The sequence below is a fragment of the Knoellia locipacati genome, from assembly GCF_044791685.1.
Taxonomy (GTDB): domain Bacteria; phylum Actinomycetota; class Actinomycetes; order Actinomycetales; family Dermatophilaceae; genus Knoellia; species Knoellia locipacati_A.
On the sequence record NZ_CP087730.1, the window covers coordinates 1798110 to 1819004 of the forward strand.

General features: G+C 73.0%; 13 protein-coding genes. 7 read left to right on the forward strand and 6 right to left on the reverse strand.

All coding sequences use genetic code 11. From position 1 onward, the window contains the following. Positions 1-44 precede the first annotated feature (44 nt). Both LL946_RS08360 and LL946_RS08365 read left to right on the forward strand, forming a co-directional pair. Positions 45-1691: an alkaline phosphatase D family protein gene (locus LL946_RS08360; protein WP_404386571.1), complete on the forward strand. Its 1647-nt coding sequence runs from the start codon at positions 45-47 to the stop codon at positions 1689-1691. A gap of 160 nt (positions 1692-1851) precedes the next feature. Then, the gene (locus LL946_RS08365; protein WP_404386572.1) at positions 1852-2190 is read left to right on the forward strand and encodes a rhodanese-like domain-containing protein; all 339 of its coding nucleotides are present in this window, start codon (positions 1852-1854) and stop codon (positions 2188-2190) included. Here LL946_RS08365 and LL946_RS08370 read toward each other — a convergent pair. After that, positions 2187-3134, reverse strand: coding sequence for a hypothetical protein (locus tag LL946_RS08370; RefSeq protein WP_404386573.1), 948 nt, complete (start codon positions 3132-3134; stop codon positions 2187-2189). The two genes, LL946_RS08365 and LL946_RS08370, sit on opposite strands and share 4 nt — an antisense overlap. Before the next feature lie 195 nt (positions 3135-3329). Here LL946_RS08370 and LL946_RS08375 point away from each other — a divergent pair, with 195 nt between their 5' ends. Together LL946_RS08375 and LL946_RS08380 are read left to right on the forward strand one after the other, a co-directional pair. Beyond that, on the forward strand, positions 3330-3902 hold the full coding sequence (locus tag LL946_RS08375) for a peptidoglycan DD-metalloendopeptidase family protein (RefSeq protein WP_404386574.1): 573 nt from the start codon (positions 3330-3332) through the stop codon (positions 3900-3902). Between the two features lie 343 nt (positions 3903-4245). Further along, complete coding sequence (locus LL946_RS08380) at positions 4246-5463, forward strand: ATP-binding protein (protein WP_404386575.1); 1218 nt, start codon at positions 4246-4248, stop codon at positions 5461-5463. Positions 5464-5619: 156 nt separating this feature from the next. Here the strand turns inward: LL946_RS08380 and LL946_RS08385 are convergent, their stop codons facing one another. Next, positions 5620-5889, reverse strand: a complete 270-nt coding sequence (locus tag LL946_RS08385; protein ID WP_404386576.1) for a hypothetical protein — start codon at positions 5887-5889, stop codon at positions 5620-5622. Positions 5890-6051: 162 nt separating this feature from the next. Next, positions 6052-7017 carry a DMT family transporter gene (locus LL946_RS08390; protein ID WP_404386577.1) on the reverse strand — a complete coding sequence of 322 codons (966 nt, stop codon included), beginning with the start codon at positions 7015-7017 and terminating at the stop codon, positions 6052-6054. Positions 7018-7152: 135 nt separating this feature from the next. On the opposite strand from LL946_RS08390, the gene LL946_RS08395 reads away from it, so the two are divergent. After that, the gene (locus tag LL946_RS08395; protein WP_404386578.1) at positions 7153-7626 is read left to right on the forward strand and encodes a DUF4234 domain-containing protein; all 474 of its coding nucleotides are present in this window, start codon (positions 7153-7155) and stop codon (positions 7624-7626) included. Positions 7627-7639: 13 nt separating this feature from the next. Here the strand turns inward: LL946_RS08395 and LL946_RS08400 are convergent, their stop codons facing one another. Beyond that, a complete protein-coding gene (locus tag LL946_RS08400) occupies positions 7640-10870 on the reverse strand; it encodes an MDR family MFS transporter/patatin-like phospholipase family protein (RefSeq protein WP_404386579.1) in 3231 nt (1076 codons plus the stop codon). 195 nt (positions 10871-11065) lie between these two features. Here LL946_RS08400 and LL946_RS08405 point away from each other — a divergent pair, with 195 nt between their 5' ends. After that, a complete protein-coding gene (locus LL946_RS08405) occupies positions 11066-12106 on the forward strand; it encodes a hypothetical protein (protein ID WP_404386580.1) in 1041 nt (346 codons plus the stop codon). Here the strand turns inward: LL946_RS08405 and LL946_RS08410 are convergent. Continuing rightward, a complete protein-coding gene (locus LL946_RS08410; protein ID WP_404386581.1) occupies positions 12061-16086 on the reverse strand; it encodes a tetratricopeptide repeat protein in 4026 nt (1341 codons plus the stop codon). The genes LL946_RS08405 and LL946_RS08410 overlap by 46 nt on opposite strands. A gap of 80 nt (positions 16087-16166) precedes the next feature. Between LL946_RS08410 and LL946_RS08415 the strand changes: the two genes are divergently transcribed. After that, positions 16167-19097 carry an ATP-binding protein gene (locus LL946_RS08415; protein WP_404386582.1) on the forward strand — a complete coding sequence of 977 codons (2931 nt, stop codon included), beginning with the start codon at positions 16167-16169 and terminating at the stop codon, positions 19095-19097. Between the two features lie 114 nt (positions 19098-19211). On the opposite strand, the gene LL946_RS08420 is transcribed toward LL946_RS08415, so the two are convergent. Next, complete coding sequence (locus LL946_RS08420) at positions 19212-20894, reverse strand: ABC1 kinase family protein (RefSeq protein WP_404386583.1); 1683 nt, start codon at positions 20892-20894, stop codon at positions 19212-19214. Between the last annotated feature and the right edge of the window lies 1 nt (position 20895).

Here is a 20895-nt window from a genome sequence, read left to right on the forward strand (position 1 = left end):
GCGCGTCCCCCGGACGTCGCTGAGGGGCCGAGAGGGTGGAGGTCATGGACACCACACGTCGCACGGCCCTTCGCACCGGCCTCGTCGTCGGCTCCGCAGCCCTCGTCACGGGAGCGGGCGCGCGCGCCGACGCCCGGCCGACCGCCGCCGCCGTCACCCCGCGGACGGACCCGTTCACCCTCGGCGTCGCCAGCGGCGACCCGGAGCCGGACGGCTTCGTCATCTGGACCCGGCTCGCGCTCGAGCCGCTCGCCGCCGACGGGCTCGGAGGTATGCCGGCCTCGACCTACCAGGTGAACTGGCAGGTCGCGACGGACGAGCGCTTCGAGGACGTCGTCCGGGCGGGGGTGACCGTGGCGGACCCGGCGTGGGCGCACTCCGTCCACGTCGAGGTCGTCGGGCTCGCGCCGGGGCGGGAGTACTGGTACCGCTTCCGGCTCGGCCCGCACCTCTCCCGCAGCGGGCGCGCGCTCACCACCCCGGCTGCGGGCAGCTCGCCGTCCTCGCTGCTCATGGCCTTCGCGTCCTGCTCCAACCTGCCCGCGGGCTGGTTCACCGCCTACCGCCACCTCGCCGAGGAGCGGCCCGACGTCATCCTCCACCTCGGCGACTACCAGTACGAGGGCGGCGGCACGGGCACCGGCCGCACCCACGCCGGCCCGGAGACGAAGACGCTGGCCGGCTACCGGCAGCGGCACGCGCAGTACAAGACCGACCTCGACCTCCAGGAGGCCCATGCCGCGGCGCCGTGGCTCGTCGTCTGGGACGACCACGAGGTCGACAACAACTACGCCGACGACATCGCCGACCGCGCCGTCGAGCGACCCGGCTTCCTCGACCGCCGCGCCGCGGCCTACCGGGCGTACTACGAGAACATGCCGCTGCGCCGTCGGTCGGTGCCGGCCGGTCCGGACCTCGACCTCTACCGGCGCAGCACCTGGGGCGACCTCGCCACCCTCCACATGCTCGACACCCGGCAGTACCGGTCGGACCAGGCCTGCGGCGACGGCTACAAGGACTGCGCCGCCGCCGACGACCCGGCGCGCTCGCTGCCGGGCCTCGAGCAGGAGCAGTGGCTGCTCGACGGCTTCCGCGACTCGCGGGCGCGGTGGGACGTGCTCGGCCAGCAGGTGTTCTTCGGGCGCCGCGACAACGACCCCACGGCGGCGACGACCGTCTCGATGGACGCGTGGGACGGCTACCGCGCCTCGCGCCGGCGGATCACTCAGGGCTGGGTGGACGCGGGGGTGCGCAACCCCGTGGTCCTCACCGGCGACGTGCACGCCCACTGGGCCGGGGACCTCTACCTCGACTACGACGCGGTCGAGAGCACCAAGCCGGTCGGCTCCGAGCTCGTCACGTCGTCGATCACGTCCGGCGGCAACGGCTACGACGAGGCCGACGGGACCCACCCGTGGGCGGAGTGGAACCCGAACCTGCGCTTCTGGACCAACCTGCGCGGCTACGTCTCGACGACGATCACGCCCACCGAGATGACCGCCCGGTTCCGGTGCGTGCCGTTCGTGACGACACCCGACGCCGAGGCGTTCACGCGAGCGACGTTCGTCATCGAGGACGGGGTGCGCGGACTCCAGCAGGAGCAGTCCGCACCCACACCGCAGCTGCGCTCCAGCCGCACGGACGAGCAGAAGATCGCCGACACCATCCGCGCCGAGACCCACGGCGACTGACCGACGGCGTGCGGCTCCCTCTACGTCCGGCATGGTGGGGGGTATGCCGTCGGGTTGCCGGACGCAACGCGGTGCACCTGTGCTTGCGTCCGGCAATGTGGGGGGCATGCCGTCAGGTTGCCGGACGTTGCGGGCGGCGGCGTGGGTTAGCGTCTGAGGCATGAGCCAGTTCCCCCAGGTGCAGCCGACCGACCTCGCCGACGACGCCGTCTTCCTCGACATCCGGGAGCAGGATGAGTGGGACCGCGGCCACGCGCCCGGCGCGGTGCACATCCCGATGAGCGAGCTCCCGGCCCGCGTCGACGAGCTCGCCCCGTTCCTCGAGCGCGACGAGACCGTCGTCGTCGCCTGCCGCAGCGGCGGCCGGGTCGCGCGGACCCTGCCGTGGCTCGAGCAGCAGGGCTACGAGGTGGCCAACCTCGACGGTGGCATGCGTGCCTGGCACTTCGCCGGCAAGCCGATGGCGACCGCCGACGGCAGTGAGCCCCTGGTCCCCTAGTCCGACAGCGGCTGGAACGCGCTCATGATCCGCACGTCGCGCTCACTCAGCCATGGGCGGACGGTCGTCAGGATGAGGTCCCGGGTCGGGGCGTCGAGCACGGTGACCTGGACGTCGAGCCGGCCGTTCATGGCGTCGCCCCCGCTGCCGAGCAGCCCCGGGACCCGCGTGGCGAGAGCGTCCTGGGCCGCTCGCACGTCGGCCTCGGTCGGGAGGTCGCGCTGCTCGACGCACAGCCCACCGGGCCACACCCGCCGCAGCTCCGCCCGCGCCGCAGCCGCGTCACGCGTGACGAGCACGTTGAACATCGAGGACCCGTCGGAGACCCACGAGCCGACGTAGCCGTCGAGTGCGGTGAGCCGCTCGCTGAGCTGGGCCTGCTCCTCGGGTGACCCGGCCCCGCGACGGCCGCCGCCGGCATACGGGTCGTCGCAGAGCTGGGGGAAGGTGACGGGCGACTCGGACGGGAGCGTCACGCCCGCCGGCGGGGTGAGGCTGACCGGCCGGGTGAGGGTCACGGTGCCACCGGCCGATCCCGGTCGGCCGGTCGCCGGCGAGTAGCGCCCGACGACCCACACCGCACCCTCGGTCCAGGTCACGCCGCTCGCCCGCTGCGGCCGCAGCGCCTCCCAGTCGACGTCCCCGTCGAGCCGGGGTCCACCGCACTGCGGCGGGTAGGACTCGGCGACGCCACCGACGCAGAGCTCGACCGGGCTCGTCGGGCTGTCCTGCATGAGCAGGCCGCTGGCGACCAGCTCGTCCGTCGTGTCGACGACGGTGCTGGTGGGGGCTGGGGTCGACGTCCGCGGTGTGCTCGAGCCACCGCCGGGCTGCTGGGCCTGCCCGCACGCGGTGACCGGCGCCAGCACCAGCAGGGCCACCGCTGTCGTCCGGGCCGCAAGGCGCCCGGCCCTGCGGTGTTGCGGGTTCGTGCGTCGTCGCACCGTGGCCGCCTCGGGGTCGTCCTGTTCGTTGGACGCCGCGCAGGACCCCGCGGTTCCCGGCCGCGCGCGGCCCGGGCCGGAACCGCAGCGCTTCCGCAGCGGTTCCGCAGCGGCATACCCGACTGTTCGTGGAGGCGGGCACCTCGCTCCGCCGCAGCGGGGTCCGTTGACCTCCGAACCTCCCGAAGGAGCACAGTGAAGACAAAGCGTGTGTATGCCGGCCTCGCCGGTGCGGTGCTGGGTGCGGCCCTGATCTCGGTCGCCGTGCCGACCGCGGGTGCCACCGCCGGTCAGGCCGGCACGATGAGCGTGGCCGCGATGGAGGACCTGTCGTGGAGCCTCTACAACCTCGACGGTGGCCGGATCACGGCCGGCTTCGACGGCTACACCAGCACCTCGGGTCGTCACGAGGGGATCGACATCGCCCGAGCGTCCGGCTCGCCCGTCCGGGCCCTCATCGGCGGCACGGTGACCAACGTCGTGGAGTTCGACGCCTACGGCATGTCGACGATCGCGATCTACAACCCGACCTTCGACAAGACGATCGTCTACCTGCACACGAACCCGCTGGACGGCCTGTACGTCAACCAGTCGATCGCGCGCGACCAGAAGATCGGCACGGAGGCGTCCCGCGGTGCGGGTGGGGTCCACACGCACGTGGAGATGCGGACCGACTACCGGACGCTGGCAGCACGCAGCAGCGACTCGGTCCTCGACAACCCGAACCCGAACGAGTTCTGGCGGGCCAGGGGCTACTACATCCGCTGACCGTCCGCCACCCGCTGCGGGTCCGCAGTGGATCCGCAGCGGCTTCGCAGTGACCCGTCGGATGCTGCGAGGAGCACGGTGGCGTGCCGCGTGCCTGGGGGCGCGGCACCCCACCTGCGGCACCCCACCAGCGGCAACGCAGCCGGCACGTCGAGGGGCGCGGGTCACGACTTGGCATCTGGCACGCCGACGCGCGCCGGGCGAGCCGTGCCCGTGCCCGTCCTCGTCGGGTCCTCCTCGTGGCTCTGGCAGCGCCCGCTGGTGGCCCGTGCAGGCGCGACACGGCATACGTCGTTATTCGGATGTATGCCGTCCGCCCTAGACATGCGGATACGGTGCCATCGTGGATCCGATCCGTAACCCCTATGCCCCGGGCGCGGGCCAGCGCCCGCCCGAGCTCGCCGGTCGCGACGAGCAGCTCGACGCCTTCGAGGTCGTGCTCGAACGCGTACGCCGGGGGCGCCCCGAGCGCTCGATCGTGCTCACCGGGTTGCGCGGTGTCGGCAAGACCGTGCTGCTCAATGCGTTGCGGTCAGCCGCTGTTCGCGCGAAGTGGGGGACGGGCAAGCTCGAGGCCCGTCCCGACCAGTCGCTGCGCCGCCCGCTGTCGTCGGCGCTGCACCAGGCGGTGCGCGAGCTGGGCCACCCGAGCGACGACGAGGTGCAGCACGTCCTCGGCGTCATCAAGGCGTTCGCCCAGCGCGACGCCCCGAGCGGGACGAAGCTGCGCGAGAAGTGGAACCCCGGCATCGACGCCCCGGCGGCCTCGGGGCGCGCCGACTCGGGTGACATCGAGATCGACCTCGTCGAGCTGCTCACCGACGTCGGCGGGCTCGCCTCGGACACCGGTCGCGGGATCGCCGTGTTCATCGACGAGATGCAGGACCTCGGCCCGGACGACGTGTCGGCGCTGTGCGCGGCGTGCCACGAGATCTCCCAGTCGGGGCTGCCGGTCATCGTCGTCGGCGCGGGACTGCCGCACCTGCCCGCAGTGCTGTCGGCGTCGAAGTCGTACTCGGAGAGGCTCTTTCGCTACTCGCGCATCGACCGGCTTCCCCGCACGGCCGCCGATGCGGCGCTCGTCGTGCCGGCCGAGGAGGAGGGTGCCGCCTACGAGGGTGAGGCGCTCGAGGCCCTGTATGCCGCGACGGGTGGCTACCCCTACTTCATCCAGGCCTATGGCAAGGCCGCGTGGGACAGGGCGCCGGCGTCACCGGTCACGGCCGACGACGTGCGGGTCGCGGCGCCGGAGGCGGAGGCCGAGCTCGCGGTCGGGTTCTTCGGTTCCCGCTTCGAGCGGGCGACGCCGGGTGAGCGCGAGTACCTCCGGGCGATGGCCGACGTCGCTGTCGCGATCGCCGAGGGCGGGGTCGAGGAGCTCGACGAGATCGAGTCCGTGCCGACCGCGGACGTCGCGTCCCACCTCGGGCGCAAGCCGCAGTCGCTCTCGCCGGCGCGCGACGCCCTGCTCAAGAAGGGGCTCATCTACTCGGGCGAGCGAGGCCGGATCGCGTTCACCGTGCCGCACTTCGGAAGGTACCTGCGCGAGCAGACGGCCTGAAGATCCACGCCGTGGGCAGGGCCGTGCATCGACGGAGCGGACCCCTCAGATGTCGACGTGGTGGTTCGACCCGCGGTGCTCGTCGTGATCGACAAGGACTCATCGACCACGACGAGCACCCCTGCGGTGGGAGCAGGACGCCGCCCCTGGGTCGTCTCAGCGCCAGGAGATCTCCACCGAGTCGTAGTTCGTGCGGTAGTCGCCGGCGCTGCAGGTCGCGCGAGACGTCGAGCCGGACGCCACCCACGGGCCGTAGGCCCAGTAGAGCCGGGCCGGCCTCCACGAGTCACGACACTGGGTCTTCGTCCGGAAGATGAGGATCTGATAGCTCGTGCAACGTTGGGACACGCCCGTCGACGTCGCGTTGAAGATGTAGCAGCCCTCCGCCTGTGCGGGCTGGGCAGCGACCACTGTGCCGCCAGCCATGAGTCCGGCAACCATCAGCCGTCCGAGAATCCTGCGTATTGCTTCCCCTCCTGTCGGGAGCCCCCCTTGGGCTCGCGCCGCAACACTAGGGCCCGCTGTGCCCTGTCACGCGGAAGAGCGACAGTGTTTGTGGGCGACCCCCAGACGCAACCTCCCGTCGGCTCAGGTGGTCCGCGGCCCTCGCGGTCGACGGCGGGTGAGGAGGACGCCGACGATGGCGAGCGCGCCACCGACGAACGTCAGGGCCGGCGGGACCTCGGAGAGCAGCGCCCACGCGATGAGGGTTGCGATGAACGGCACGAGGAAGGTCGTCAGCGTGACCTTGCCGGCGTCGCCCCGGGACAGCACGTAGGCCCACGTCGTGAAGGCGATCGCGGTCGGGAAGATGCCGAGGTAGGCGATCCACAGGATCGTGCCCGCGTCGGCCACCCGGACCACGTCGACGAGCTCACCGCTCCACGGCAGGCACGTCACGGTGCCGATCACGCAGGCGATCCACGTGACCTCGGCAGCCGGCAGCCGCCCGAGCAACGGCTTCTGGGCGAGGACCCCGATGGCATAGGTGACGGCGGCCAGCACGGCCAGCCAGACTCCCACGGTGTCGGCCGAGCTCTCGCCGGAGAAGCCGCGGGCGATGACCGCCACACCCGCGAAGCCGACGACCATGCCGGCGAGGAGCCAGCGGCTCATGTGCTCGCCGAGGAACACGGTGGCGAGCAGCGCCACGATGAGCGGGCCGATCTGGACGATGAGGGCGGCTGTGCCGGCGTCGACGCGGCGCTCGGCCTCGTTGAGCGCGAGGTTGTAGATCCCGAACCAGCCCACCCCGCAGACGACGAGGAGCCACCAGTCGCCGCGCCTCGGCCAGGTCGGGCGGCGGCGGAACACCAGCACGGACAGGGCGACCGAGGCGACCAGGAGCCGTCCGAGGGAGAGCGCCCCGGCCGGGACGTCCTTGCCGAGGTGGCGGATTGCCACGAACGCCGACGCCCACAGGACGAGGGTGACCCCCATGGCCAGCAGCGCGCGCCACTGGAGTCCTCCTGATCCGCCTGCAGTGGGCGCAGCGGAGCTCGGGGCTGCGGCGGGTTCGACGGGCAGGGGTGCGCCGTTCGAGAGCGTGGTCACCCGTGCCACGGTAGGCGGACCGGGCCGCCCGGCTCGCATGATTTTCGGTCAGATGAGGTCAGGTTGTTGCCACTTTCTTCCACGACTTCTGCGAACCGTCGGACAGGTGCGGCAGCGTGCGAATAGCGTCCGCCCATGAGCCAGACCCCTGACGAGACGTTTGCCCACCGAGGCCTTCCCGCTGCTCCCACCTCCGCGCCCCTCGGGCAGGGCATGGTGCACGCACCGCCGGCCCACGCACTCCTGGGCCGGCCGGCATACGGGATCGGCAAGGTCCGCTCGACGGGCACGTGCTTCCTGCTCCTCGTGGTGACCCTCGGCTTCTACTCGCTGTTCTGGTACCACGGCACGCACTCGGAGATGCAGCGTCACCGGGGCTCCGGCGTCGGCGGTGGCGTGGCACTGCTCCTGGGCTTCTTCCTGCCGTTCGTCATGCTCTTCATCACCCCGTCCGAGGTGGGATCCCTCTACACGGCTCGAGGCCAGCGGTCGCCGGTGAGCGCAGCCACCGGGTGCTGGATCCTGCTCCCCTTCGTCGGTGCGATCGTCTGGTTCGTCAAGACCAACGGGGCGCTCAACGAGTACTGGCGGTCGGTCGGCGCCTCCTGAGCCTCGGTGCGGGTCAGACCCGCGAGGCGCCGTGGAGGTCGCCGCCGGTGCGGTCGAGGAGCTCTCGTGCCGACTCGCGACCGGACTCGATCATCTGGTCGAGCTGGTGGAACTCGAGGAGCCCGACACCCTTCGAGGGCGGGGCGATGACGTGGATGCCTGATCCGGCCGCGGCCGAGTAGTCGGAGCTGCCGATCATCATCGTGCGCAGCAAGGTCTCACCGAGCATCGGGATGCGGATGGCCCGGGGCGGCCTGGCGGGCTGGGTTCCGTCGGCACCGGGGGAGACCGGTCGGTGCGGTCGAGCACCCATCGTCACGTTGACGACGACCAGTGGCCCCTCGTCGCGCTCGGTCAGGACGTCGACGGGCGTGTTGTCGAGCACCCCGCCGTCGACCAGGAGCTGGTCGGCCGTGGGGATCGGCGGGAAGAGTCCGGGCAGGCGGGACGACGCGCGGACGGCGTCACGCAGGGACCCGTTGCGGAAGACGACCTGGCTGCGGGTGAGCAGGTCGACACTGACACAGCGGAACTGGCGCGGGAGGAGCTCGATCTGCTGGGAGCCGAAGATGCGGTCCAGTGCCTCGTCCGTGCGCTTCCCGCGCGCCAGGGCGACCCGGGGGACGGTGTAGTCGCTGAACGGCTTGCGTCGCACCATCTCCTCGTAGACCACCGCCTCGAGGTCGCTCGCGCCCAGGCCCAGGGCGTAGCCACCGGCGATGATGGCGCCGAAGCTCGCGCCTGCGAGGCGGTCGACGTGGAGCCCGGCCTCCTCGAGCTCGAGGAGGACACCGACGTGCGACAAGGACCGCGCACCACCGCCGGACAGCACGAGGCCCAGCGAGCGCCCGGCCAGCCGAGCACCGAGCCTGGCGAGCCCGGCGTGGAGGTCGTCGCGCGCCGCCACGGTGACGTGCCACGGCTCGAAGGCCGACCACGCAGCGAGCTCGGCGTCGGTGGGGGGCCGACCGACGAGGACGACGTCGGGCCCGGCCCGCTCGGTCGGCTCCACGGTGACCGGCTCTCCCGAGTTCGCCACGAGCACCACGACGTCGGCCTGTCGGCGGCACGCCGACGCCCATTCGGTGCCGTGGTCCGTGGCGACGAGCAGCACGCGGTCGTGGTCGCGCTCGACCCGGTCGAGCTGCCCGTCGCCCGTGCCCCGCAGGACGGCGACGCGGAGGTGTCGGGCGAGTGCGGCCCGCAGGGCCTCGGCCACGTCGTCGACCGGGGCGCCGGCGGTGGCCGCGACCACGGCCACCACCCCGGGCCGCATGACCTCGGTGACGGGTGGCCGCGCCTCGGCGAGCTGGTGGGCGAGCGCGGTGACGAGGGCGGTGAGGGCGCGCTGGTCGGTCCACACGGTCTCGCCCAAGAGGTCGCGATCCACCTCGAGGAGGGTGCAGTCGCGGCGGGCACGCACCGACGCCGAGCGCCGCCCGCCCGTGAGCAGGGCGAGCTCGCCGATGACGGCACCGGGACCGAGCTCGCGCACCGACTGCTCGCCGACGAGGACCTCGGCGCGCCCCGCGGTGAGGACGAACAGGGTCTCCGCGACGTCACCCTCCCGGACGATCCACGAGCCGGCGGGGAAGGTCGCGGGCCGCGCGGAGGCCTCGATCCGGGCACGGGTCTCCTCGGGCAGCTGCGAGAAGAGCGATCCGCGAGCAGCCGTGACGGCGGCGTCCGACTCGGCCAGAGCGGTGGCCTCGTCGTCCCGCCCGGAGGACCCAGCACCCGCACCCGCCATCACTTCGGCCGGCGACGGTGCCGACTCGGGAGCCCTGACCCCACCGAGGAAGAGGGCCGCGACGGCACACAGGACGAAGCAGACGATGCTGAAGGTCCACCCGTTGCGCAGCACCTCGACGGCGTTGAGCGGGGTGGGCGTGCCGAGGATGACGACGAGCAGCGCGATGCCGATGACGCCGCCGACCTGCCGGACGCTCGACACGATCGCGGACGCCGTGGCCGAGCGACCACCGGGCACGACCTCGAGCGCGAGGCTGCCGAGCAGCGGCAGCGTGGCTCCGACCCCGATGCCGCTGAGCACCTGGCCGGGCAGCCACTCGCGCAGGAACTCCGGCTCCGTCCCCACCGCGCGGACGTACCAGACGAACGCGGCGACCCACACGAGCGCACCGAGGACGATGACCCCGCGGTAGCCGCGTCGGGCCGCGACCGGCCCGAGGGCACCCGCCACCACCGCGGCGGTGAGCGCGCCCGGCACGAGCGCCATCCCGGCCGAGAGAACCGAATAGCCCCAGACGTACTGCAGCCACAGGATGTTCGTCAGCAGGTAGGCGAAGAACCCGGCGCCGGCGACGAGCGTGACGACGTTGGACATGAGGAACGGACGACTGCGCCACAGCTCCACGTCGATGAGCGGGGACGGGTGGCGGCGCGAGCTGACGACGAAGCCTCCGGTGAGGACGAGGCATCCGACGACGACGGCCCACAGCCGGGGGTTGCCCGGGCCCCAGTCGTTGCCCTTGATGACCGCGGTCGTGAACAGTCCGAGCGCACCCGCGAAGAGCAGTGCGCCCATGAGGTCCGGCATCGTCCGGCGCCCTGGCGCCCGGCTCTCGACGAGCATCCGCTTCGAGAGCACGAGGGCCACGGCGCCCAGGGGGAGGTTGACGAGGAAGGCCCAGCGCCAGCCGCCCGCCTCGACCAGCGCGCCACCGATGGGCGGACCCAGCCCGGCGGCGACGGCCGCCGCCGCACCCCACAGGCCGATGGCGTGCGCCCGGTGCTCACCCGGGAACGCCTCGATGACGAGGGCGAGGGACGCCGGGATGAGCATCGCCGCGCCGAGGGCCTGGACGAGCCGCGCGATGATGAGCACGTCGACCGACGTTGCGAGCGCGCACCATGCCGACGCCGCCGTGAAGAGCGCGATCCCCGAGACGTAGAGGCGTCGCCGGCCCAGCAGGTCCGACAGGCGGCCGCACACGACCATGAACGCGGCCAGCACGATGTTGTAGGCGTTGAGCACCCACGAGATCGTGCCGATGGACGCGTCGGGGAAGGACTCCCGGATGCTCGGGAAGGCGACGTTGACGATGGTCGCGTCGAGGAAGGCGAGCAGCGCGCCGAAGGACGCCACGATGAGCACGGTCCGGCTCGCGACCCGCCCCCTGCGCACGAGGGGCGCACCGACCGCGACACTGCCCGCACCCGGACCGCCGCCCATCGCGCCGTCGCCGACCGAGCCCGGGCTGGTGTCGACTGTCGAGGCCATGTCAGCATCCTCCGGACCCCACGCCCGCGCTGGCATCGGTGAACTCACGGAAGTTCGCCTCCCGACACCCGTGCCCCGTCTCCCTCCCAAAGTTCAGTGAGGACACGGATGCCCGCCCGGTCGGCGTCCGGGACAGTGGAGAGGTCGCGGCCACGTGCGCGCACGGTCGGCCGTCCCCCTTTGCCAGGAGCCGTCATGCCAGATGCACGCCACCCGTCCCGGCCGACCCGGCCATCCCAGCCCGGACGCCGCAGGCCGCGCTCCCGGTCGCGCCTCGGGCTGACCTTCGCCGCCGTCGTCGGCCTCGTCCTCGGCCTCGGCCAGGCGGTGTCCTCGCCGGCCGTCGCCGGCCCGCTGCCCACGCCGACCGGCATGGTCGTCAGCGCCTACAGCCCCGAGTCGGTCATCGGGCCGATCTCCGGAGCCCCAGGAGCGGCGATCCCGGCGGTCCTCGCGGCCAAGGGTGACACCTTCCTCGTCTCCGTCCGCCTGACGGCCGGCGACAACGGGACTCTCGACGCGGCATACCCGAAGGACCAGGCGGTCACCCTCGTCGCCTCCGGGCCCGGCGTCCTCACGTCGCCGACCCCCACCATCATTCCGCGCAACACGACGCTCTCGGTGTTCGAGGTCTCCTACTCGAAGGAGGCGACGGGCGTCACCGTCCGGGCCTCGGCCGGCAAGGCCTCCTCGCTCATCTCCGGGACGAGCAACGCCTTCGACATCAACCGGTTCCTGAGCTTCCTGCCCGGCACCGCACCGTCGCTGCTCAACGGCACCGCCGGCGCCGACGGTGCGGGGTGCGCGGTCGTCGACCGCGACAACCCCCTCTGTGGGCGCGTGCTCCTGCCCGAAGGTGCCTCAGGGTCGGTCGCGCTGTCGCTCGGCCTGTGCCCTGCGGACGCGGGATGCAAGCCCGGCAGCCTCGTGACCCAGCTGATCGGCGACCTCACCGACCAGGACGGCGTCAACATCTACGACCGGCAGAACCCGGCACGGATGGAGCTCATCTGCGACAAGACGTTATGCGGCAAGGCCGGGGTCAGCGCCTTCACCGCCCTGTGGTCGACGCAGGCGTTCGGCGAGCTCGACACCGTACTGCCCTGTGCCGAGAAGGACGTCATCGACCCCGCCCCGGTGACGTACTGCACCGACTACCGGTCGAGTCGGCGTGACGGCGCCGGCGACCTTCACCTCATCGTGCTCTTCCTCACCGACGTCCGGGGAGGCATCTGAGCAGGCCCGACGCCGACCAGCCGCTCCACCCCGAGCTGATCGAGGTCGGCGCGTCCGCGGGCGCGCATCGCCTCGACCTCGTCCAGCGCACCCGGGTCCAGGACCGCCAACGCCTCGGCCCGAGCCAGGGCCAGCAGCGCTGTGTCGTAGCCGTGGTCGTCGCTCGCGACGAGCGCCAGGCCCTTCTCGGCCTGCTCGAGGGCCGCGCCCGGCCGGCCCGCTGCCAGGAGGGCGAAGGCGTGGACGCGGTGCAACCGCGGAAGCGCCTCGGTCAGTCGGTCGGCCACGGCCTTCCGCGTGGCCTCCTCGACCAGCCGCAGCCCCTCGCCGACCCGATCGGCGTCGAGCAGCGCCTCGGTCCGCGCGGCGTCGAGCAGTGCGGTCTCGATGGGCAGGTGCAGGTCGACGAACCGGGTCCGGGCGTCATCGAAGAGCGTCCACGCCCGCTCGGTGTCGCCGAGCGCGGCATACGCCCTCGCGCCCTCGCGCAGGGCGAGGGCGACGAGCTCCTCGTCGTCGACCCCACGAGCGAGTCGCAGGGCGCGGCGGAGCACGGGAAGGGACTCCTCGAACCTCCCCCTGGAGACGTGGACGTCGCCGAGGTTGTAGGTGACGTTGCCCTCGTTGGCCTCGTCGCCGACCCGCCGGAAGATCGAGGCGGCCCGTTCGAACATCGCCGCCGCCTCGGTCCACCGCCCGGCCCGGTAGTCGTCGATGGCGAGGTTGTTCGTGCACAGCGCCTGCCCGCCGAGGTCGCCGAGTCCCTCGTAGGCGGCCAGCGCGAGCCGGCCGTAGGGCTGGTCCTCCGGCACGCTCGAGGCGCCATGGGCGAGGTGGAGCGCGTTGTACGCGTGGGCGATGACCTCGACGTCGCCGCTCGCCTCCGCCCAGCGCGCGCCGAGCGTCGACCACCGCAGCGCCTCGTCGGGGCGCCCCTGGAGGTGGCGGCAGAAGCCGTAGCGCGTGGCGAGCTCGGCACGGACCGCGTCCGCCGACGCCCCCGGCCTGTCCCCGACCGTGCCCAGGGCCCGCGTGATCATCCGCAGCGCCTGCGGGTGCTTGCCGAGCCGGAGGGCGATCCGCGCCTCGCGGTACATGAGCCGCGCCTGGCCGACCGGGTCCCCCGGCAGCAGCCGTCGCGCCGCGCGGTAAGCCGTGATCGCCTCGACCGAGCGACCGGCCATGTCGCGTGCCTCACCCAGACGCACGTATGCCGTGGAGCGCGTCTCCGGGGCCAGCTCGGGCAGGTGCGCGGCGGAGTCGAGCGCACGCCCGAAGAAGTCGGCCGCCTCGCCGTACGCGTACGCGGCGGCGGCGTTCTCGCCCGCGGCGAGGGAGTGTGTCCACGTCTCCTTGTGCATCCCGGCGGCGTGGAAGTGGCGGCTCAGGGACGCCGGACCGGCATCGCCTCCGCCACCCTGCGCGAGGAGCACACCCACCTGCGCGTGCATCGTGCGACGCAGTCGGAAGGGAAGCCCGTCGTAGGCGACGTCGCGCATGAGCGCGTGCCGGAACTGCACCGTCCCGTCCTCGAGCGCCTCGACGAAGTCGACCAGCTCCTCGACCGCGCCGGCGGCGAGGGTGCGTGGGACGAGGGACTCGAGGAGGCGGGGGTCGAAGCGGGCACCCAGCACCGCGGCATACCTCAAGAGGGTGCGCGCTCGCGGCTCGAGCCGGTCGAGCTCGTGGACGTAGACCCCCTCGACCGAGGCGGGGAGCACGGCGCCGTCGGACCCCCGTCGGGCCATGGCGGCGAGGGAGGTGAGGAAGAGCGGGTTGCCCGCGCCCCGCTCGGCCATCGCCTCCACGGCGCGCAGGCCCAGCGACGCCTCGCCGGTGATGGCCTCGACGAGGTCGACGGCCGCGTCGTCGGGCAGCGGGCCCAGGGCGATGCGGACGTTGCCGGGACGCTCGCCGGCGGCCGCGAGCGCCCGGGCGAGGTCGGCGCCGGGCCCGGCCTCGGAGGTGCCGTCGAGGTCTCGGCGGGTGACGACGACGCACCACGGCCGGTCCGGTGCCGCCTCGACGAGCCGCGTGAGCAGCGATGCCGAGGCCTCGTCCGCGAGGTGCGCGTCCTCGAGCACGAGGACCGTCGGCGTGGGGAGGGTGGACGTGAGCAGGGCGAGGGTGACCTCCTCGAGCCGGTGCCGCCGGAAGCGCGGGTCGAGGTCACGGGTCTCCGCGGTCGAGGGCAGCTCGATCGACAGGACGGGGCCGAGAAGGGGCAGCCACGGCACGAGGTCGGGGGAGTCGTCGCGCACGCGTCGGGCCAGCCGCTCGAGGACGAGGTCGCCGGGATCCTGCGCGCGCACCCCGAGCAGGTCGCGAAGCATCGTGCGGAACGCGACGTACGACGTGCTGGAGTCGTAGTCGCTGCAGTCGGCCTCGAGGAGGACGAGACCGGCGGGCAGCGGGGCGAGCTCGGCGACCAGCCGCGACTTGCCGATCCCCGGCGGCCCGGACAGGTCGACGACCGAACCGACCCCGCGCGTCGCGGCCTCGACGGCCGCGCGGAGCCGGCCCAGCTCCTCCTCGCGCCCGGTGAAGGGCGCCTCCGTCGCCACGGCGGCGTGGCCCTCCGCCAGGCCGAGGACACGCAGCGCGTGCACCGGGTTCTTCTTGCCCTTGGCCGTGAACGGCGCGAGCGGCTCCGTGCGCACCTGGATCCGTGAGCGGGAGACGACCTCCTCGGTGGCGAGGACCTCGCCCGGCGCGGCCCGCGCCATGAGCCGCGCGGCGAGGTTCACCGCATCGCCCTTGACGGAGTAGGTGCGGCGGAAGTCCGGGCCGAAGTCGCCGGCGAAGACCGACCCGCGGTTCACCCCGACGCGGGCCGGGAGCACGCCCACGGCGTCGACCACGTCGCGGGCCGTGCGCAGCAACCTTTCGCTGTCCTCCCCGGCGCTGCGTGGCGCACCGGCCGTGAGCAGGAACCGTATGCCGTCCTGCGCCACGTCGGTCTCGAAGAAGGTCACGTCGTGGGCCAGGCATGCGCCCTGGACGGTTCGCACCGCCTCGTCGAGGGCGTCCGTCAGGGCCGTGGGGCCATGCTCGGTCAGCAGGCCGCCGACCCCGGAGAACTCGACGAAGGCCACGGCGACGGAGCGGTGCTCGGACTCTCCTCGGGCGCTGACGAGGTGGGCCCGGATCCTCGGCGGGATCGCCACGGAGACGTCGGTGCCCGCTGACCCGGATCGGGAGGTGGGGGTGGTGGCGTCGGGGGGACGGGTGGCGTCGGGGGGACGGGTGGCGTCGGGAGGACGGGGAGTGGCGGCGACAGTGGACGGGTCGCGGGTGGACGGCGGGTGAGGCGAGGAGCGCAGCAGCCGGCCGCCCGGCGTCGTCGTCCCCTCCAGGGCTGGGCCCCGTGAGGTGGCGGGCAGGAGGGCCGCGGTGGCTGCGCTGACCGCGATCTGTCCGGCATCCGCGAGGCGCTCGAGCTCGACGAGCTGGTCCGAGGCTCCGCCGGCCACGAGCAGCTCGCGGTGGCTCGAGGGGTCGCCGACGAGGAAGACGTCGAAGGCCCCGGTGTGGACGCCGATCGACATGCGGAGGTCGACCCGGACCGGCAGCGCCCCCCGGCGCACGAGGTCACGCAGCACTGCGCGCATCCGGTGGGCCGTGCGCGCGGCGCGCACCGCGTGGTCCTCGTCCTCGAAGAGGAGGATCACGGCGTCTCCTCCCCACTTGAGCAGGTCGGCACCCTCGGCGCGTGCGGCGGTCAGGAGCTCGCCGAACGTGCAGTCGAGGGTGTCGCTCATCTGCTCCGCACCCACGGCCCCGAGCCGGGCCAGTCGCTCGGTCAGAGCGGTGAAACCGGAGATGTCCGCGAAGAGCATCGAGGCGTCCAGCGTCCGGTGCCTCAGGTCCGGGGTCGCCTCCAGCCAGGTCGCGACGAGGCGGGGGACGTAGGGCAGCAGCTCGGCCGGACTCGGCCAATCGCCCTCGGGCCGACCCTCGTCGGCGCTACGTTGGGACATCCTGGGCACGGTTTGCGGCATCAGCTGCTCCGACAGCGTCGTCCCGCACCGGTGCTCCCCAGACCGGACGAAGGGTTCCGATGGCGCGTGCCGTGCACGGTCCGGGAGCCGAGCGCCCGTTCGTCGGACGAGACGCCGAGCTGCGCACCCTGGTCGAGGCGCTCACCCGACCGACCGACGGGCGCTTCGTGCTCGTGCAGGGGGAGCCGGGAATCGGCAAGTCCGCGCTCATCGCGTCCGCCGTCGCCAGGGCCGACACGGGCTCCGGGTCGGTGCTGCACGCCACGGCCGACGCCATGGACCAGCGGCGTCCCTACGGACTGCTTCTCGACGCGCTCGCCTCCCGGGACACGCGCGTGAGCACGCGGGTGGCCGGCCTCGTCGAAAGGGGTCGGCAGGGCACCGCGCCGAACGTCGCCCGCTCGGACGTCGAGATCGGGGAACAGGTCCTCGACCTCGTCGACGTGCTGGCGACGCGTGAGCCGCTCGTCCTCGTCCTCGAGGACCTCCAGTGGGCGGACCCGGGCTCGCTGGCGGCGCTCACCCGGCTGAGTCGGACGCTGCACCAGCAGCCGGTCGTCGTCGTGTGCTCCCGTCGCCCCCTGCCGGCGTCGCCGGACGTCGACCACATCCTCGTGGAGGCCGATGCGCGCCAGCACCTCACCACCATCGACCTCGGTCCCCTGGGGCCGCAGGAGTGTGCCGCCCTCGTGGAGGCGGTCACCCGGGCACGCGTGGACGACGTCGTCCTGCACCAGCTCGACGCTGCCGGCGGCAACCCGCTGTTCCTCCTCGAGATGCTCGGCGTGATCCAGCGCGAGGGCTCCCTGACGGTGGACGCGGACGGCTCGGCGCGACTCGGCGCCATGCCGGCCAGGCAGCCGTCGCTGGCCCTGATGATCATGAACCACCTCGGGTCGCTCTCGGCGCCGGCCCGTCACCTGCTCGTCCTCGCCGCCGTGCTCGGCGTCCGGTTCCCCATCGCGGACCTCCGGCTCATCGCCGCCCAGCCGATGACCGAGCTCATGCCGGTCCTCAACGAGGTGATGACCGCCGGTGTCCTCGACGAGGACGGCGAGCGGATGCTGACCTTCCGCCACGCCCTCATCCAGGAGGTGCTCATCGCGGACGTCCCGGCGACGATCCGGGGTGAGCTGCACACGGAGATCGCTCGGCGACTCGACGCGGTGGGTGCACCGCCGGTGTCGGTGGCAGAGCACCTCCTGCGTGCGCCCTCCTCTGCCGAGCTGGTGCCATGGACGCTCGAGCTGGCCGACCGGGTGCGGTCGATCTCGTCCGACACCGCCGTCGAGCTGTGGCGCCACGTGGTGGAGGCCGTCGGTCCCGAGGACTCCAGCCACGTGCGGGCCGTGTCCGGCATCGCGCGCGCCGTCGTGAGCGCGGGGCGCAGCGCCGAAGCGGCCGAGCTCGCTCGTGGAGCCCTGGAGCGGCGCGTGCCCGCGGCGCTCGAAGGGGCACTGCGCACGACCCTGTGCCACGCCCTGCTCTTCCTCGGCGACCCCGTGGGTGCCCAGGCCGAGGCGGACAGTGCCGCGCAGAGCCCCCGGCTGTCCGCGGCAGAGCGTGCCGCGCACCTCGCCTTCTCGGGGTGGCCGCGTCTGCTGCTCGGTGAGACCGCGCAGGCCGTCGCCCGCGCCCGGGAGGCCGAGGACGCCGCGAAGGCGGCGGGCAACGTCGATGCCCAGATCTTCGCCATGATCCTGCGCGGTCACGTCGCCGCCTGCCGGGGCGAGCTGGACCTCGCCCACTCCGTGCTCAGCGAGGCCGTGTCCCTGGCCGACGGCCGGCAGACCGTGGCGGCGGTCGAGGCGTTCCCGCACCAGATGGCCGCCACGCTCCTCGCCGACCTCGACCGGCCGGTCGAGAGCATCGGGTTGTTCGAGCGCGGACGCAGGCTCGCCGAGCGGCTGGGCTACCCACCCGGTGTCTTCACCGCCTTCCAGCTCGGCTCGCGGGCCCGGGCCCTCACCGGCCACCTCAGCGACGTCGAGGCCGACCTCGAGGCGCGCGACTCGCTCCGTGGCCGGCTCGACCTGCACAGCGAGGCACCCGTGCTGGGCACCCGCGCCTGGGTGGCCCTGCACCGTGACGGACCGGACGCCGCCGACCCCTGGGTCCAGCGGCTCGGGGACCTCGACGCGATCTCCGGGCTGGGCCGAGGGCTGGCGTGGGTCTACGGACCGGTCGGCGCGCACGCCCTCTCCCGCGGCGACCGGCGCGGTGCTCTCGAGGTCCTCTGGCGCGGCTGGGAGCGCTGCGTCGCGCGCGAGATGGTCATGGACTGCGTCCTGCTCAGCGTGCCGTTGGTGGTGCTCGCCGTCGAGGCCGGTCACCACGACCGGGTGACACACGTCGTCGACGTGGTGACGGCGGTGGCAGACGGCAACCCCGACGTCGTCCACCTCGGTGCGACCGCCTCGGTCGTCCGTGGCCTCGCTCGCGGCGAGACCGACGAGCTGCTGGCGGGCGCGAACGGGCTGGCGACGACGCCACGCCGCATGGCCCACGCCCAGGCCGCCGAGCTCGCCGCGGCTGCCCTCGCCCGGGACGGCCGGGTCGAGGAGGGCACCGTCACCGGCCTGTCCGCGTTGCGCTCCTACCAGGAGGTCGGTGCCGACCACGAGGTGGCGGAGGCGCGAGCGCGACTGGCAGCGGCCGGCATACGGCTCAAGGGCCACCGCGTCGTGCCCCGGCCGACCACGGGCTGGGCCGCTCTCACGCGTACCGAGGAGACCGTCGCCCGGCAGGTGGCCACGGGACTGTCGAACCCCGAGGTCGCCGAGGTCCTGTTCGTGTCGCGGCGCACCGTCGAGACCCATGTGTCACACGTCCTCGCCAAGCTCGGCCTGCGCTCCCGCAGCGAGCTCGTCCTCTTCGTCTCCCGACGCGCCCACGAGCGCGCCGAGAGTGGCGAGGAGGTCGAGCCACCCCAGGAACGGCGTCGCCGCCGCCCCTCCGATGACGGCGACGCTGCCCGCCGGAGGGCGTGACGCGTCGAGGGTGATCTCAATCCGCACGCCTCACCGTTGCACCAGCGCCATGCGGTGTCGTCCGTGGTCTCACTGAGGTTGGAGCGGTCAGCCGCCGCGGGGAGCCGGCGCTCCTCAGCGCGACGGGCCGTGCCGGTGGAGATCGGCCCGGGCGACCTTGCGGTCGGTCGTGATGATCCAGACGGCGAGGGCGATGCCGGCGACGGCGGCGAGGAGGAAGAAGAGGATGGCGATCCCCGGGTAGCCGAGCACGGTCCAGGACGAGGGCACCCGCATCATGAACGCCGCGCCGATGAGGGTGGCGGCGATGACGAGGCCCAGGGTGAGGCGGTTCGCGACCCGCTGGAGGACGAGGTGGAGGCGCTGCTCGTCGATGGCGTCGACGCGCAACCGGAACTCGCCGTCGGCCATGGCGTCGAGGATCCGGTTGGCTCGCCGGGGCAGTTGGGCGGTGAAGTCCTTGGCCTCGATCGCCGCCGAGAGCAGCCCTCCGGGCGAGGTCTTGAGGCCCGAGGCGAAGATCTCGCTGACGTTGTCACGGATGCACTGGGCCGGGGCGAACGTCGGGTCCAGGTGCGACGTCGCCTGGTCGAGGTTGAGCATCGCCTTGCCGATCATCGACATCTCGGCCGGGGGGCGGAGGCCGTGGATGCCGGAGAGACGGCTCAGGCCCACGAGGGTCGTGCCGACCTCGAGGTCCGCCCCGCTGGCCACGGCCTCCGACACGAGGTGGCTCACGTCGTCGCGGAAGGCGGCGGCGTCGTAGCCCTCGACCGGGTGGCCCATCGCCGCGAGGATCACCGCCGTCTCCTCACCGTCGCCGTCGCTGATCGACAGCAGGAGCTTGACGACCTCGTCCTGCAGGCGCGGGGAGACGGAGGCGGTCATCCCGAGGTCGAGCAGCGCGAGTCGTCCGTCGTCGGTGAGGAGGAGGTTGCCCGGGTGCGGGTCCGCGTGCAGGACGCCCTGGTCGAGGATCATCCGCAGGTAGGCCCGGAAGAGCTCCTCGACGATGGGGCGGGCGTCGATGTCGGTGAGCCCGAAGCGACCGATGTCGGTGATCTTGCGACCCTCGATGCGGTCCATGACGAGGAGGTTGCTCGTCGTGTACTCCATGACGGGCTGCGGCACGACGAGGTGCTCGTAGTCGGCCGTGAGCTCGCCGAACGTCACGAGGTTCTTGGCCTCACGCCGGTAGTCGAGCTCACCGGCCAGCGACCGGCGGAACTGGGTGAGCAGCTGCCCGAACCCGAACCTGCGACCGGCCTCCGTGCGGGCGTCGGCGACCGTCGCCAGCCGGGCGAGCACCTCCATGTCCTCGCGCACCGTCTCGCGGATTCCCGGCCGCTGGACCTTGACGACGACCTCGTGGCCGTTGCGGAGCGTCGCGGCATGGACCTGCCCGATCGAGGCCGAGGCCAGCGGGTCCATCGAGAAGTCGCTGAACCGCTCGCCGATCGTGGCACCGAGCTCGGCCTCCACCACCTCGCGAGCCTCCGCGAAGGGGATGGGCTCGACGTCGTCCTGGAGCCGGGTCAGCGCCGTCGTGTAGGCAGGAGGGAGCAGGTCGAAGCGGGTCGAGAGCAGCTGTCCCAGCTTGATGAAGGTGGGGCCCATCCGCTCGAGGTCGGCCGCGAACCGCTCGGCGGTGGACTGGTCGCCGGTGACCGGGTCGTCCGCGTCGGCGTCGTCCGCCGCGAACTCGTCGAGCTGGGCTCCGGAGACGAGGTCGGACCGGCCGTAGCGCCGCAGGAGCCGGACGAGGTCCATGTAGCGGCTGTCGAGGGGGTTGCGCATG

What these genes read in the sequence shown, in the direction of transcription:
- LL946_RS08400 (WP_404386579.1), bottom strand. Translation starts at nt 10,870, where the DNA reads ATGGCCTCGACAGTCGACACCAGCCCGGGCTCGGTCGGCGACGGCGCG.
- LL946_RS08405 (WP_404386580.1), top strand. Translation starts at nt 11,066, where the DNA reads ATGCCAGATGCACGCCACCCGTCCCGGCCGACCCGGCCATCCCAGCCC.
- LL946_RS08410 (WP_404386581.1), bottom strand. Translation starts at nt 16,086, where the DNA reads ATGTCCCAACGTAGCGCCGACGAGGGTCGGCCCGAGGGCGATTGGCCG.
- LL946_RS08385 (WP_404386576.1), bottom strand. Translation starts at nt 5,889, where the DNA reads ATGGCTGGCGGCACAGTGGTCGCTGCCCAGCCCGCACAGGCGGAGGGC.
- LL946_RS08365 (WP_404386572.1), top strand. Translation starts at nt 1,852, where the DNA reads ATGAGCCAGTTCCCCCAGGTGCAGCCGACCGACCTCGCCGACGACGCC.
- LL946_RS08360 (WP_404386571.1), top strand. Translation starts at nt 45, where the DNA reads ATGGACACCACACGTCGCACGGCCCTTCGCACCGGCCTCGTCGTCGGC.
- LL946_RS08420 (WP_404386583.1), bottom strand. Translation starts at nt 20,894, where the DNA reads ATGCGCAACCCCCTCGACAGCCGCTACATGGACCTCGTCCGGCTCCTG.
- LL946_RS08395 (WP_404386578.1), top strand. Translation starts at nt 7,153, where the DNA reads ATGAGCCAGACCCCTGACGAGACGTTTGCCCACCGAGGCCTTCCCGCT.
- LL946_RS08415 (WP_404386582.1), top strand. Translation starts at nt 16,167, where the DNA reads ATGGCGCGTGCCGTGCACGGTCCGGGAGCCGAGCGCCCGTTCGTCGGA.